The following is a 14,862-nucleotide window of genomic DNA, read 5'->3' as shown; positions in this document are numbered from 1 at the left end:
CTTGCCCGCGAAGGGCCGCAAAGCGGCCCCACTCACTCACGGTTCCAAGCCTATGCCGCGCAAGATCACGCAGGTCACCGTCTGCACCGCGCTTTCGAACGCCAGGTCCGACAATGGCTCACCTTCGTTCAGCAACGTCACCTGATAACCAAAATCGGCATAGTGCTGGGTCGAGGCCCAGATCATGTAGAGCAGCGCCGAAGGCTCCACCGGCAGGATGCGCCCTTCCGCCACCCAGCGACGAATCTTGTCTTCCTTGAGCTTCGCCCAAGGCACCAGGCTCTCAGCGAGGTTCACCCCCAGTACAGGCGCCCCATGCAGCATCTCCTCGGCCCAGATCTTCGAGCCCAGCGGCCGTGAACGCGAATGGCCCATCTTGGCGCGGATGTAGCTGGTCAGCACCACCCGCGGGTCTTCGAAGTTCTCGAAGCACAGCGCGTCCTGCTTCCACACATCCAGCAGGTCCTGCAGCACCGCGCGGAACAACTCATCCTTGGTGCTGAAGTAGTAATGCAGGTTGGAACGCGGCAGCTCGGCCTGCTCGGCGATGTCACCCATCGAGGTGGCGCCATAACCCTTTTCGGCGAACACCTTTTCTGCGGCGACGAGGATCTTCTCGATATTGCGACGGCGGATTTCGATCTTGTGGTTGGCCATCAGGCTTGGGCCGTCCACACAGCAAGCTCGTATCCGTCAGGGTCGATGAAATGGAAACGGCGACCACCCGGGAAGGCAAAGGTAGCCCGGCTGATTTTCGATCCGGCGGCCTCGACCCGCTGTTGCGCGCCTTCCAGGTCGTCGGCATAAAGGATGATCAGTGGCCCGCCCGGCCGCACCGCTTCGCCAGTGGTGAAGCCTCCGGTCAAGCGCCCATCGCTGAACTCGGTATAGGTCGGCCCGTAGTCGGTGAAGCGCCAGCCGAACACGCTACCGTAGAAAGCTTTGCTCCGTGCGATGTCGCTGACGTTGAACTCGATGTTGTCGATCTGCCGATCGTGGCCACGAACACTCATGCGTGCTCCTTGCAGAATGGGTTTGCCCTAGTCTACTCCGGGAGTTGACGACGCCCCTAGTCACATCGTGCCCGATCACGCGCCGGGCTTTGTGCCCGGTGCAGGTTCAGCGCCGTGTTGATGATGCCGATGTGGCTGAACGCCTGGGGGAAGTTGCCGAGCATGCGCTTGCCGGCAGGGTCGTACTGCTCGGCCAGCAGGCCGACGTCGTTGCACAGCCCGGTGAGCGTTTCGTACAGCGCCTGGGCCTCGGCCTTGCGCCCCAGCAGCACGTACACATCGGCCAGCCAGAACGAGCACACCAGGAACGTGCCCTCCCCTGGCGTCAGCCCGTCGCTGCAGCTGTCGCTGTCGTAGCGCAACAGCAGGCCGTTCTTCAGCAGGCGTTGCTCGATCTGCACCAGGGTGCGCTGAAAGCGCGGATCCTCGGCCGGCAGGAAGCCGGTCAGGGCGATCTGCAACAGGCTGGCGTCCATCTCGGTAGAGCCATAGGCTTGGACGAAATGCTGGCCGCTGGCATCGAGCCCGCGGGCGCAGACCTCCTGATGAATCTGGTCGGCCACCTGCCGATAGTGACGGCCCTGCTCGCGGCCTTCTTCGGTGGTGTCGGCCAGCCCCGCGGCACGGTCGAAGGCGACCCAGGCCATGACCTTGGAATGGACGAAATGCTGACGGCCTCCGCGCACTTCCCAGATGCCTTCGTCCGGGTCACGCCAGATCCGCTCGACATAGGGCAGGATCAGCCGGGAGATCGCTGCGCTGCGCGGGTGACGCGGCAAACCGCCCTTGATCGCCTGGGCCATGGCATCGGCCAGTTCGCCATAGATGTCCAGCTGCCTCTGCTCGGCAGCCGCGTTGCCCACCCTTACCGGCTGCGAGTGCTCGTAGCCAGCCAGCCAGGGCAAGGTGTATTCCTGCAGGTCACGCTCGCCAGCCAAACCGTACATGATCTGCATCTGTTCAGGGTTGCCAGCCACCGAGCGCAACAACCATTCACGCCAGGCCTGGGCTTCATCGAAGTAGCCAAGGTTCATGAACGCCAGCAACGTCATGGTGGCGTCGCGCAGCCAGCAGAAGCGGTAGTCCCAGTTGCGTTCGTGGCCGATGCGCTCGGGCAGCGAGGTGGTGACCGCTGCGACGATACCGCCGGTGGGCGCATAGGTCATGGCCTTGAGGGTAAGCAGCGATCGGCGCACCAGGCCGGTGTAGGGGCCGACCTCAGGGCAACGGTCGGCGAATGCCTGCCAATGCGCGAGGGCGTATTGCAGCGCCTGGTCGATGTCGCAGTCGGGCTGCACGGGCAAATGCGAAGACTGATGACGCAGGCTGAAGACCTGCCGCTCGCCGGCACCCACGCGAAAACGGGCGGCGGTGTGATGGTCCAGGCCATGGGGCTCCACGCTGCTGCTCAAGATCAGGCGGTCGGGGCCGGCCACCGCACTTAGCGTCAGCGGGTCGAGTTTTTCTACCCAGGGCACACTGCGGCCGTAGTCGAAGCGCAGCACCAGGTCCATTTCGAAGTGGGTTTCACCGGTGACGCCCTCGACGATGCGCACCACCGAATTGACTTCGCCCAGCGGCATGAAGTCGAGCACCCGGGCGCGGCCGCTGGCAGTGACCCAGGTGGTTTCCAGCACCAGGGTGTCACCCAGGTACTGGCGACTGCTGTGTTCGATGGGGTCGGTGGGGGCCAGGCGCCAGCGGCCATTCTCTTCGTTGCCCAGCAATGCAGCGAACACGGCCGGGGCGTCGAAACGCGGCAGGCAGAGCCAGTCGATCGAGCCGTCGCGGCTGACCAGGGCGGCACTGCGGCAGTTGCCGAGCAGGGCGTAGTCTTCGATGTGGGCGGGCATCAAACCTCCTTTTCAAAGCTTGCCTGCCCGGGCCTCTTCGCGGGTAAACCCGCTCCCTCAGGGATATCACTACCTCGCAGCCAGTGATGTACCTGTGGGAGCGGGTTTACCCGGGAAGAGGCCCGAGCAGGCAACAAAGCACTTTCATCCCAGTTTGTGCCACTCGCGCTTGTCGCGGGTCAGCAATTCATTGCCTAGTTCGGGGCCGTCCTGCCCTGCCGGGTACTCATGCACCTCGCCGCCCTGGGCCCAGGCATCGAGAAATGGCTGTACCGCCCGCCAGCCGTTCTCGATGTTGTCGGCCCGCTGGAACAAGGTCTGATCGCCGGTCAGGCAGTCGTAGATCAGCGTTTCATAACCGGTGGCCGGGGTCATCTTGAAAAAGTCCTTGTAGGCAAAGCCCAGCTCGATGTTCTCCATCACCAGCTCCGGCCCCGGCCGCTTGGCCTGCAGGTCGAACCACATGCCTTCGTTGGGCTGGATCTGGATCTTCAGGTAGTTGGGCTTGGGCCGCTCCAGCTCCGACTCGCGAAACTGCGCGTAGGGCGCGGGCTTGAAGCAGATGGCGATCTCGGTGTCGCGCACGCTCATGCGCTTGCCAGTGCGCAGGTAGAACGGCACCCCGGCCCAGCGCCAGTTGTCGATCATCACCTTGAGCGCCACGTAGGTTTCGGTCTGGCTGTCGGCAGCGACGTTGTTTTCCTGCCGATAGCCCGGCAGCTGTTTGCGGCCCTGCTTGCCCGCCGTGTACTGGCCACGCACCGAGTTCTTCAGGGCCATTTTTGCCGACCAGGGGCGGATGGCACCGATCACCTTGGCCTTCTCGCCTCGCACCGCGTCGGCGGCAAACGCCGCCGGTGGCTCCATGGCCACCATTGCCAGCAGCTGGAACAGGTGGTTGGGCACCATGTCGCGCAGCGCGCCGGTGTTGTCATAGAACGCGCCGCGGGTTTCCACACCGACTGTCTCGGCGGCAGTGATCTGCACATGGTCGATGTAGTGGTTGTTCCAGAACGACTCGAACAGGCCATTGGAGAAGCGGCTGACAAGAATGTTCTGCACCGTTTCCTTGCCCAGGTAATGGTCGATACGGTAGATCTGCCGCTCGCTCATCACGTTCAACAGGCAGGCATTGAGCGCCTCGGCACTGGCCAGGTCGGTGCCGAAAGGCTTCTCCACCACCACACGCCGGAAGCCACCGGCCGACTCGTCGAGCAGCCCGGCGTCGCCCAGGCGCTGAGCCACCTCCGGGAAGAAACGTGGCGAAGTGGCCAGATAGAAAATGGCATTGCCGTGGCTGGTTTTTTCGATGCGCTTGGTCAACGCCGCATAGGTCGCTGGGTCAAGGAAGTCGCCGGTCTGGTAGTCCAGGCGCTTGGCCAGCCGCGCCCAGAGCTTTTCGTCGAGGCACTTGGCAGCGCCCTCGCCGCCTTTGTCGCGCGCCTGCATGAAGGCATGCAGGCGCTCGGCGAATTCAGCGGCCGTGGCCGGGTTGTGGTCGACGCCGACGATGCGCAGGTTGCGGTCCAGCAAACCGTCACGGCTGAGGTTGTAAAGCGCCGGCATCAGCAGGCGCTTGACCAGGTCACCGTTGGCGCCAAACAGGAACAGCGTGCAGGGCGGAGCAGCAGGTATGGTCTGTTGGGTCATCAGTCTTTTTTCTCGACGTGGCCACCGAAGCCCAGGCGCATGGCCGACAGGATCTTGTCGCCATAGGTGCCCTGCTGCTGGCGCGAGCGGAAGCGGGCGAACAGCGCACTGGACAGCACCGGTACCGGCACCGCCTGTTCGACGGCGGCGTCGATGGTCCAGCGGCCTTCGCCACTGTCGGACACCGAGCCACTGAACTGCGCAAGCGTCGGGTCGGCCACCAGCGCATCGGCAGTGAGGTCAAGCAACCAGGAGGTGACCACGCTGCCACGGCGCCACACTTCGGCGATCTCGGCCACGTTCAGGTCGAAGCGCTGGTCTTCCGGCAGCTCGGTGCCGCCTTTGCTGCGCAGCAGGTCGAAGCCTTCGGCATAGGCCTGCATCAGGCCGTACTCGATACCGTTGTGCACCATCTTCACATAGTGCCCTGCGCCAGGCGGGCCGGCATGAATATAGCCGTGCTCGGCACGTTCGTGCTCACCGCTGCGGCCGTGGGTACGCGGAATGTCGCCGACGCCCGGGGCCAGTGCCCTGAACAGCGGCTCAAGGCGCTCGAACACCGCCTTCTCGCCACCGATCATCATGCAGTAGCCGCGGTCCAGGCCCCACACACCGCCAGAGGTGCCGATATCCAGGTAATGCAGCCCACGCTTGCCAAGTTCGGCCGCTCGGCGCATGTCATCCTTATAGAACGTGTTGCCCCCGTCGATGATGGCATCGCCCGGTTCCAGCAGCTCGGCCAGCTGGGCGATGGTCTGCTCGGTAGCCTCGCCGGCTGGCAGCATCACCCACACCGCCCGTGGCGCCTTGAGTTTCTGCACCAGTGCGCCAAGGTCGTGGGCACCTTGGGCGCCTTCGCCTTCCAGCCCGACCACGGCTTCACGGTTTCGGTCATGGACCACGGTGCGGTGGCCGGCGCGCATCAGCCGCCTTGCAATATTGCCGCCCATGCGGCCCAGCCCGACGATTCCCAATTGCATGAGCCGATGCTCCCCTTACCAGATAAATGACAACCACAGTTCAACTTTTCAGATTAGTCCAGCACGGCGCCTGAGGGTTCAGCGACGAACGGCGTGACAACGTTAAACAAAAAAGTTCCCTTAGGCGGAGAAAGAATTCAGAATGCGCGCCGCGTGAAGCGACTACGCTTTAACTGTCACCAGCCAAAACCGCGAGGTGTGCCATGGGTACCTTGATGCCTGCTACTCCAACCCAGACCCTCTATGTCTCCGTGCGCCGCGACGAGCTGCGCCAGTTGAAGGACGAACGTGACCAGCTGCGCCAGCAGGTCGCTCAATTGCACATGCTGCTGGAACAGGCACGTAGCGACGACGGCAAAACCGTCGGCTTCTGATTCATCCCCCCTCTCCTGGTGGGAGCTTCGCGCTCCCACAGCGCTGTAACCCCGCCCCATTCTGGTGCGCGACACGTTGATCAGTCACCTGATGGCGCACGCGTGAGCCAGCTCTGCCCCACCCTCGAACACCCCTGTTCATATCCGGTCACACTCGCCAACGTTTGCGTCTATCTCGGTCATAACCGAAGTGACCAATGGGTCACCTTTTTATCGCCCGCTCTCCTACACTCAGGTTTCGGCCCGCCATTTGCTCAGAGGAAGAGCGACGTAAAAAAGTCGAACTTTTGGAAATGGTGGCGGGTCAGCAACTAAGTAGGCCAATCGCAAAGGACTTCCTTCGCACGGCCCGCCTACCCCAACCAGTCCAAGCGCCTTCGGCCGGAATGCCGATCGCGTTGTGCCTGCACGCACGGCTTCGGGGCATGGATAGCATCACGCAATTGCCGAATCAGAGAGAACCGCACGAGATAACACCAAGGGTGCCAGCACCCTGCCAACACTTAGGGACGGAGAGAAGTATGATCAGTGCCGCTGTCGAGCCTCACGTAGAGTCATTCAAACCGGACAACCGCGAGCCGCTTACCCCGGATTTCGCCAAGACAGGCACGGCACCCGGCGCCCAACGCCAGCACAACCCCAACAAGCGCAAGATCCTGTTCGTCACCTCGGAAATCGCCGACCTGGTCAAGACCGGCGGCCTCGGCGACGTTTCCGCAGCACTGCCACGCGCCCTGGCGCACTTGCATGATGTCCGCGTGTTGATCCCGGGTTACCCGCAGGTGGTGGAAAGCGACAATCCCATCCACATCGTCGGCGAGCTCGGCGGCCACGCTGCCCTGCCGCCTTGCAAGATCGGCCGCATGGACATGGCCGACGGCTTGGTCATCTATGTGCTGATCTGCCCCGAGCTGTACCAGCGCGACGGCACCCCTTACGGCGCCAACAACGGTCGCGACTGGCCGGACAACCACATCCGTTTCGCCCGCCTGGGCCTGGCCGCGGCGGAGATCGCCGCCGGCGAAGGCATGATCCACTGGAAGCCAGAAGTGGTGCATGCCCACGACTGGCCCGCAGGCCTGGCACCGGCCTACATGCACTGGCGCGGGCTGGACACACCGACCCTGTTCACCATTCACAACCTGGCCTATCAGGGCGTCTACAGTCGCGGCTGCAGCCCGGAGCTGGCGATACCCGACCATGCCATGCAGCAAGAAGGCATGGAGTTCTACGGCAAGCTGTCGTTCCTCAAGGCCGGCCTTGCCTACTCCAGCCACATCACCACGGTCAGCGCCACCTACGCCCAGGAGATCACTACCCCGGAATTTGGCTGTGGGCTCGATGGCTTCCTGGCCAGCAAGGCCCAGCAAGGCCTGCTCGGCGGCATCCCCAATGGCATCGACGAAAGCTGGGACTCGGCCACCGACAAGCACCTGGAGCACAACTTCAGCATCAACGACTGGGAAGGCAAGGCACGCAACACCGACGCCGTGCGCAAGCTGTTCGGGCTGCAACCTTCCGAAGGGCCGCTGTTTGCCGTCGTTTCGCGGCTGGTCTACCAGAAAGGCCTGGACCTGACCCTCGGCGTTGCCGACTACATCGTCGAGCAAGGCGGGCAGATTGCGATCATCGGCCGCGGTGAGCCGGAAGAGGAACAGGCCATGCGCGAGCTGGCCCTGCGCTACCCTGGTCGCATCGGGGTACGCATCGGTTTCAACGAAACCGACGCCAGGCGCATGTTCGCGGGCAGCGACTTCCTGCTGATGCCTTCGCGCTACGAGCCTTGCGGCCTGAGCCAGATGTACGCGCAGCGCTTCGGTTCACTCCCGGTGGCACGCAACACCGGCGGCCTGGCCGACACCATCGAGAACGGCGTTACCGGTTTCCTGTTCGATGAATCGACCGTCGACAGTTACCGTGAAGCACTGAGCCGTGCCTTCTATACCTACGGCAAGAAGGACCTGCTCAATGCCATGCGCTGCCTGTCGATGACCCAGCCGTTCAACTGGTGCCAGGCGGTGGAACCCTACGCGCGCCTGTATGAGGACCTGGTCAAGCAGGCCCACCTGAGCCACTACTGAGCGGGGTTAGAAGATGCACAGACATGGCGCACACCTGATGGACGCCACGTCGGCGCGCTTCGCCCTGTGGGCGCCCGATGCGCGCAGCGTGAGCTTGGAACTGGAACAGCAGCCCGCGATCGAGCTGCTGCCCGAAGACGGCGGCTGGTACACCGGGGTTGCCCCGTGCCGGGCCGGTGACCGTTATCACTATCGTATCGACGGCGAGCTGCAAGTGCCTGACCCGGCGTCGCGCTACCAACCCGAAGGGGTGCACGGGCCGAGCCAGGTCGTGGATGTCGGCGCCTTCGACTGGCAGCACCCCTGGCAGGGCCGGCCCTGGCACGAAGCGGTGATCCAGGAACTGCACGTCGGCGTGCTCGAGGGCTACCAGGGGGTCGCCCGGCGGCTGCCGAGGCTGGCCGAACTGGGCATCAGCGCCATCGAGCTGATGCCCCTGGGGCAGTTCCCCGGTGACCGTAACTGGGGCTACGACGGTGTATTGCCCTATGCGCCGCAGCACAGCTATGGCAGCCCGGAGCAGCTGTGCGCGCTGGTCGATCAGGCCCATGGCCACGGGCTGATGGTGATGATCGATGTGGTCTACAACCACTTCGGCCCGGACGGCAACTACCTGCACCAGTACGCCAGCCCGTTCTTCAGGGAAGACCGCCAGACGCCCTGGGGCGACGCCATCGATTTCCGCCGCCCAGAGGTGCGCGAGTACTTCATCCAGAACGCCCTGATGTGGCTGTGCGATTACCGCTGCGATGGCCTGCGCCTGGACGCGGTGCACGCCATCGACCAGCCCGACTTCCTGGTGGAACTGGCGCAACGCGTGCGCGCGGCGGTGGAACCGGGCCGGCATGTGTGGCTGGTGCTGGAGAACGAGCACAACCAGGCCTCGCTGCTGCAACAGGGCTTCGATGCCCAGTGGAACGACGATGGCCACAATGCCTTGCACGTCCTGTTGACCGGGGAAACCGAAGGTTACTACGCCGATTACCAGGAAAAACCCATCGAAAAACTGGCTCGCTGCCTGTCCGAAGGCTTCGTCTTCCAAGGTCAGGCCAACCGCCACGGTACGCCCCGCGGTGAACCCAGCGGGCACCTGGAACCCTCTTCGTTCGTGTTGTTCCTGCAGAACCATGACCAGATCGGCAATCGCGCTTTGGGCGAACGCCTGACTCGCCTGTGCTCGCCAGCGGCCTTGCGTGCCGCCACCGGCCTGCTGCTGCTGGCGCCGATGATTCCGCTGCTGTTCATGGGCGATGAAGATGGCAGTTGCCAGCCGTTCCTGTTCTTCACCGACTTCCACGACGAGCTGGCCGATGCCGTGCGCGAGGGCCGGCGCGGCGAGTTCGCCCACTTCAAGGCGTTTGCCGACCCCGAGCAACGCGAACACATACCCGACCCCAACGCCGAGCAGACCTTCCAGGCATCGCGGCCGCAAAGCAAGCAGGTCCTTGCCGGCTGGCACGGCCTGTATCAGCAGCTGCTCGACGTGCGCCAGCGCCATGTCATCCCACACCTGCCCGGCAGCCGTGCATTGGGCGCCGTGGTGCTGGGTGATCAGGCCCTGACCGCACGCTGGCGCCTGGGCGATGGCCGTATCCTGCGCATCGACCTTAACCTGGCCGCGACGCCGCAGGTCGTTGAACTGCCCGCCGCGCAATGGCGCCTGTTCGACAGCAGCGACACCCGCCACCCCGATACCGCGCTGTCCGCCTACAGCTGCGTGGTCAGCCTGCTTCCACCTGGCCAGGAGCGCCCATGAGCGAAACCGCCCTGCACCGACTGGCCGCCCGCGTAGGGCTGGCCCGCGACTGGATCGACGCCAACAACCGGCCGCAGCAGGTCAGCGACGAGGTCCTGCGCAAGGTCCTCGACGGCTTGGGCCACGCTGCTGACGACGAGCCTGCCATCCTCGCCAGCCTGCGCGCAGTGGAAGCCGCCGAAGACGCCGAGCACCTGCCCCCGCTGATCACTGCCGAGCTTGACCAACCGCTGCCCCTGGGGCGCTACTTTCCGCCAGGCAGCGCCGTGCGCTGCACCCTGGAAAGCAACCGCCTGCAGTACCTGACCCTCGATGCCCAGGGCAACCTGCCCGGCGGCTTGCCGGTGGGTTATCACCTGCTGCAGGTCAACGACCGCAGCTTCACCGTCGCCGTGGCACCGCCGCGTTGCTGGAGTTTGGCTGACGTCGTCAGCGAACCACCGCCGCGCTGCTGGGGCCTGGCCGTGCAGCTTTACAGCCTGCGCCGCCCAGGCGACGGCGGATATGGCGATTGCCTGGCGCTGGAGCAGCTGGCACGCAGTGCCGCCGAACGCGGCGCCGACGCCCTGGCGATCAGCCCCATCCATGCCCTGTCAGCCATCGACCAGCAACACTACAGCCCCTACTCGCCGTCCAGCCGCCTGCTGCTCAATACCTTGTATGCCAGCCCCGCCGCGCTGCTGGGCGAGCGCGCCGTGCGCATGGCGATCGAGGCCTGCGGCCTGGAACAAGTACTCGAAGACCTGGAACAACGCCCACTGGTCGACTGGCCCCGCGCCGCCGACGCCCGCCTGCGGCTACTCGAAGCGCTGTACCTGGACTTCAGCCAGGCCGACCACCCGTTGCGCAAAGACTTCGACAGCTTCCGTGAGGCCCGTGGCCAGGCCTTGGAACACCACTGCCGCTTCGAAGTGCTGCAGGCGCATGCCGTCGAGCATGGCCTGGGCGCCGACTGGCGCAACTGGCCCAGCGCCTGGCACGACCCGTACCACCCGGAAGTCGAAGCCTTTGCCAACGCGTATCCGGCCAAGATCGAATTCCACGCGTTCTGCCAGTGGTTGACCGAACGCAGCCTGCAACGCGCCCAGCACGCCGCACGCAGCAATGGCATGGCCATCGGCCTGATCGCCGACCTGGCCGTCGGTGCCGATGGCGCCGGCAGCCAGGCCTGGAGCCGCCAGGACGAGCTGCTGGCCAACCTCAAGGTCGGCGCGCCACCCGATATTCTCAACCGCTCGGGCCAGGACTGGGGCATTTGCGCCTTCTCTCCCGAAGGCCTCAAGCGCAACGGCTACCGCGCCTTCATCGAGATGCTGCGCGCCAACCTGGCCCATGCCGGCGGCCTGCGCATCGACCATGTGATGGGGCTGCGCCGGCTGTGGCTGATCCCGCGTGGCTGCGAGCCCGACCAGGGCGCCTACCTCGAATACCCGGTGCAAGACCTGCTGCGCCTGCTGGCCCTGGAGTCGGTACGCCACCAGGCGATCATTCTGGGTGAAGACCTCGGCACCGTGCCCGAGGGCCTGCGCGAGCAACTGGCGGCCAAGGCCATACTGGGCATGCGCGTGCTGCCGTTCGAACAGACCCAGCCCGGCCATTTCAAACCGATCCTCGACTGGCCGGACGATGCCCTGGCCACCACCGGTACTCATGACCTGGCGCCACTGGCCGGCTGGCTGCAAAGCCGCGACATCGACTGGAGCCAGCGCCTGAACCTGATCGACGCCGCCACCGAACTGCACTGGCGCCACGATCGGCAAAAGGAACGCGAAGGCCTGCGCCGCACGCTGGAAGCGAACTATGGCCCGCAATCGGACAATGACGCGCTGATCGATGCCGCCATCCGCTACGTCGGCCACACCCGCGCCCCGTTGGTGCTGATCCCACTGGAAGACCTGCTGGGCAGTGACGAGCAGCCCAACCTGCCCGGCACCACCAGCGGCCACCCCAACTGGCGCCGGCGCTTCGCCGCTCCGGTGCACGAACTACTCGACGACGAAGACGCCGCACGGCGCCTTGAACTGCTGGCCCAGGCCCGCGAACAAGCCTGGGAGCGTGACCGATGAAACCACTGACCGCGACGCTACGCCTGCAATTTCACAGCGACTTCAGCCTCGATGACGCGGTGCCACTGGTGCCGTACTTCGCCCGGCTGGGCATCAGCCACCTGTACGCCTCGCCGATCCTCAAGGCCCGCGCCGGCTCGCGCCACGGTTACGACGTGGTCGACCCGACTTGCGTCAACCCCGAACTGGGTGGCGAGGCTGCGTTGCAACGGCTGGTGGCTGCGCTGCGCCAGCATGGCATGGGGCTGATCCTCGATACCGTGTCCAACCACATGGCCGTGGGCGGCGCCGACAACCCGTGGTGGCAGAGCCTGCTGGCCTGGGGCCGGCGCAGCCCCTACGCGGAGTTCTTCGACATTCAGTGGCACTCCAGCGACCCGCTGCTGGCCGGGCAGTTGCTGCTGCCGTTTCTCGGCAGCGACTACGGCGTGGCGCTGAAGAACGGCGACATCCCGCTGCAATTCGACGCGCAGTCCGGCGTGCTGCAGATCGCCCACTATCACCATCGCTTCCCGATCTGCCCGCTGGACTACGGCTGGATCCTCGCACAGAGCCCCGAGCCGGCACTCAAGGCCCTGGCGGAGCATTTCACCGCCTTGCGCGAATCCCCCGAACCCGTGGCGAACGCCTTGCCACTGCACGCCGAACTGGCGCGCCTGGTGGGCGAAGGCGCGGACCTGGAGTCGGCCCTGATCGCCTTCGACAGCCGCAGCGAAAACGGCTTCAAGCGCCTGCACCTGTTGCTCGAACGCCAGACCTACCGCCTCGCCAGCTGGCGCACTGCCGCCGATGACATCAACTGGCGGCGCTTCTTCGACATCAACGAACTGGGCGGCCTGCGGGTGGAGCGTAGTGCGGTGTTCGAAGCCACCCACGCCAAACTGTTCGAACTGATCGAGCGCGGCCTGGTGGACGGCCTGCGCATCGACCATATCGACGGCCTGGCCGACCCGCGCGGCTATTGCCGCAAGCTGCGCCGCCGGGTCGACAGCCTGCTCGCCAGGCGCCCGCTGCAGGCTGCGCTGGAACACTTCCCGATCTACGTGGAAAAGATCCTCGGCACCGACGAACACCTGCACCGCGACTGGCTGACCGACGGCACCACCGGCTACGAGTTCATGAACCAGGTCTCGCTGCTGCAACACGACCCGGCCGGTGAAGCGCCGCTGACCGAGTTGTGGGCTACGGTCAGCGAGCGCCCCGCGTTCCCCGAGGAAGTGCGGCTGGCGCGCCATCTGGTGCTCAATGCCAGCCTCGCCGGCGATTGCGAATCCGTCGCCCAGGCGTTGTTGCAGGTCGCCCGTGACGACCTGATGACCCGCGACCTGACCTTGGGCGCGATTCGCCGCGCGCTGCAAGCGCTGGTTGCGCATTACCCGGTGTATCGCACCTACTTCAATGCCTGCGGGCGCCCGGCCGAGGACGAACGCTTCTTCCAGCAGGCCCTGGCCAATGCCCGCCAGGACCTTGGCGAAGCCGACTGGCCGTTGCTCGACCAGCTCGAGCAATGGCTCGGTGGCCAACCCTGGCGCCAGCTGCCACCGGGCCGCCCACGCAAGCACCTGCGCCATGCCTGCGTGCGCTTTCAGCAGCTCACCGCACCCAGTGCCGCCAAGGCTGTGGAAGACACCGCCTTCTACCGCTCGGCACGGCTGCTGTCGCGCAACGATGTCGGCTTCGAGGCCGAGCGCTTCAGCGCAGGCGTCGAGCATTTCCATAACGAGGCTCAGCGCCGCCTGCGCGACTTCCCCGACAACCTGCTGGCCACCGCCACCCATGACCACAAGCGCGGCGAGGACAGCCGTGCTCGCCTGGCCGTGCTGAGCGAGCGTGGGCCCTGGTTGGCCAGCCGCGTGGAACACTGGCGCGAGCTGGCCGCGCCGCTGCGCGAGCAACTGGATGAGGGCGTGGCCCCCAGCCCCGGCGACGAGCTGTTGCTGTGGCAGACGTTGCTGGGTAGCTGGCCACTCGCGCTTGACCTGCAGGATGACAAGGCACTGCGCCAGTACGCCGAACGTATCCGCCAATGGCAGCAGAAGGCCCTGCGCGAAGCCAAGCTGCGCAGCAGCTGGAGCGCGCCCAACGAAGCCTATGAAGCGGCCTGCGCCGCCTATGTCGACGGCTTGCTGCTGGGCCGGGAAAACCAGCAGTTGCGCCAGTCACTGGCCGATGCTGCACAGCTGATCGCCTGCCCCGGCGCGCTCAACGGCCTGGTCCAGAGCCTGCTGCGCATGACCGTGCCGGGCGTGCCCGACTTGTACCAGGGCAACGAATACTGGGATTTCAGCCTGGTCGACCCGGATAACCGCCGCGCCGTGGACTACGCTTGCAGGCGTCGCACCCTGGACGATACCAGCGCGCCCGGCGAGCTGCTGGCGCACTGGCGTGACGGCCGCATCAAGCAGGCGCTGATCGCCCGGGTGCTGGACTGCCGCCAGGCCCACGCCGAGCTGTTCCGACGCGGGGCCTACCTGCCGCTGCAGGTGCAGGGCCGGCATGCCGATCAGGTCATTGCCTTCGCCCGCCTGGGTGAAGGCCAACGCGCCATTGTCGTCGCCCCGCGCCTGGCCTGCGGCTTGCTCGGCGGCGCCAGTACACCGTTGATCCCGGCACAGAACTGGGACGATACCCGAGTGATCCTGCCGTTTGCCTTGTCGCCTGCCACTTGGACTGGACTTTTCGGCGGCGCCGCTGTCAGCCCTACAAGGGAGCTGATGTTGAGCGCGGTCTTGGCCCAATTCCCAGTCAACTTGTTGATTGAACATGCATAGCATTCAGGAGCGTCGTGATGAGTGTCGAAGAAAAACGAGTACGTGAATTCGCTTATCAGATCTGGGAATCGGAGGGTAAGCCGGAGGGTCAGGAGGAACGCCACTGGGACATGGCACGCAAGCTTGCCGAAGCCGAAGCGCTGGCCCCCAAGGCGACACCGCGCAAGCGGGCGCCGGCCAAGCCCAAGGTAGCAGCTGAACCGAAGGCTGCGGCGTTGCCTGGGGCCAGCAAACCGGTGGCTGCCAAGAAGCCTCGCGCGGTGAAAAAGCCAACTGCTGGTTAAGCCCGTGCCGGCCCTTTCGCGGCTAAAGCCGCTA

The 14,862-nt window shown here is 65.2% G+C and carries 11 protein-coding genes; 6 read left to right on the top strand and 5 right to left on the bottom strand.

Translation table 11 applies throughout. From position 1 onward, the window contains the following. Window positions 1-36: 36 nt before the first annotated feature. The 5 genes from APH33_RS17190 to gnd all read right to left on the bottom strand — a co-directional run bounded on the left by APH33_RS17190 (window position 37) and on the right by gnd (window position 5,496). Window positions 37-657 carry a TetR/AcrR family transcriptional regulator gene (locus APH33_RS17190; protein ID WP_054886301.1) on the bottom strand — a complete coding sequence of 207 codons (621 nt, stop codon included), beginning with the start codon at window positions 655-657 and terminating at the stop codon, window positions 37-39. After that, window positions 657-1,013, bottom strand: coding sequence for a VOC family protein (locus APH33_RS17185; protein ID WP_054886298.1), 357 nt, complete (start codon window positions 1,011-1,013; stop codon window positions 657-659). The genes APH33_RS17190 and APH33_RS17185 overlap by 1 nt, the downstream gene beginning before the upstream one ends. A 56-nt stretch (window positions 1,014-1,069) precedes the next feature. Then, window positions 1,070-2,866: a glycoside hydrolase family 15 protein gene (locus APH33_RS17180; protein WP_054886297.1), complete on the bottom strand. Its 1,797-nt coding sequence runs from the start codon at window positions 2,864-2,866 to the stop codon at window positions 1,070-1,072. A 144-nt stretch (window positions 2,867-3,010) separates the two neighbouring features. Continuing rightward, a complete protein-coding gene (zwf, locus tag APH33_RS17175) occupies window positions 3,011-4,516 on the bottom strand; it encodes a glucose-6-phosphate dehydrogenase (protein WP_054886296.1) in 1,506 nt (501 codons plus the stop codon). Then, entirely contained in the window at window positions 4,516-5,496 is a 981-nt protein-coding gene (gnd, locus tag APH33_RS17170) for a phosphogluconate dehydrogenase (NAD(+)-dependent, decarboxylating) (protein WP_054886295.1), read from the bottom strand. The genes zwf and gnd overlap by 1 nt, the downstream gene beginning before the upstream one ends. A gap of 203 nt (window positions 5,497-5,699) precedes the next feature. Between gnd and APH33_RS27445 the strand changes: the two genes are divergently transcribed. The 6 genes from APH33_RS27445 (at window position 5,700) to APH33_RS17145 (ending at window position 14,828) form a co-directional block, all read left to right on the top strand. Then, window positions 5,700-5,870: a DUF6026 family protein gene (locus APH33_RS27445; protein WP_219824750.1), complete on the top strand. Its 171-nt coding sequence runs from the start codon at window positions 5,700-5,702 to the stop codon at window positions 5,868-5,870. 521 nt (window positions 5,871-6,391) lie between these two features. Then, window positions 6,392-7,951, top strand: coding sequence for a glycogen synthase GlgA (gene glgA / locus APH33_RS17165; RefSeq protein ID WP_054886294.1), 1,560 nt, complete (start codon window positions 6,392-6,394; stop codon window positions 7,949-7,951). Between the two features lie 13 nt (window positions 7,952-7,964). Then, window positions 7,965-9,707, top strand: a complete 1,743-nt coding sequence (gene treZ / locus APH33_RS17160; RefSeq protein ID WP_054886293.1) for a malto-oligosyltrehalose trehalohydrolase — start codon at window positions 7,965-7,967, stop codon at window positions 9,705-9,707. Next, on the top strand, window positions 9,704-11,773 hold the full coding sequence (malQ, locus tag APH33_RS17155; RefSeq protein ID WP_054886292.1) for a 4-alpha-glucanotransferase: 2,070 nt from the start codon (window positions 9,704-9,706) through the stop codon (window positions 11,771-11,773). Before treZ ends, malQ begins: the two co-directional genes overlap by 4 nt. Continuing rightward, complete coding sequence (locus APH33_RS17150; RefSeq protein WP_054886291.1) at window positions 11,770-14,544, top strand: malto-oligosyltrehalose synthase; 2,775 nt, start codon at window positions 11,770-11,772, stop codon at window positions 14,542-14,544. The genes malQ and APH33_RS17150 overlap by 4 nt, the downstream gene beginning before the upstream one ends. 17 nt (window positions 14,545-14,561) lie before the next feature. Continuing rightward, window positions 14,562-14,828: a DUF2934 domain-containing protein gene (locus APH33_RS17145; RefSeq protein ID WP_371263256.1), complete on the top strand. Its 267-nt coding sequence runs from the start codon at window positions 14,562-14,564 to the stop codon at window positions 14,826-14,828. Window positions 14,829-14,862: the final 34 nt, after the last annotated feature.

It is taken from the genome of Pseudomonas sp. NBRC 111130 (assembly GCF_001320485.1).
In the GTDB taxonomy this organism is placed as follows: Bacteria; Pseudomonadota; Gammaproteobacteria; order Pseudomonadales; family Pseudomonadaceae; genus Aquipseudomonas; species Aquipseudomonas vlassakiae.
The sequence above is the reverse complement of the archived record's forward strand: the minus strand, read 5'-3'. Positions and strand labels throughout refer to the sequence as shown.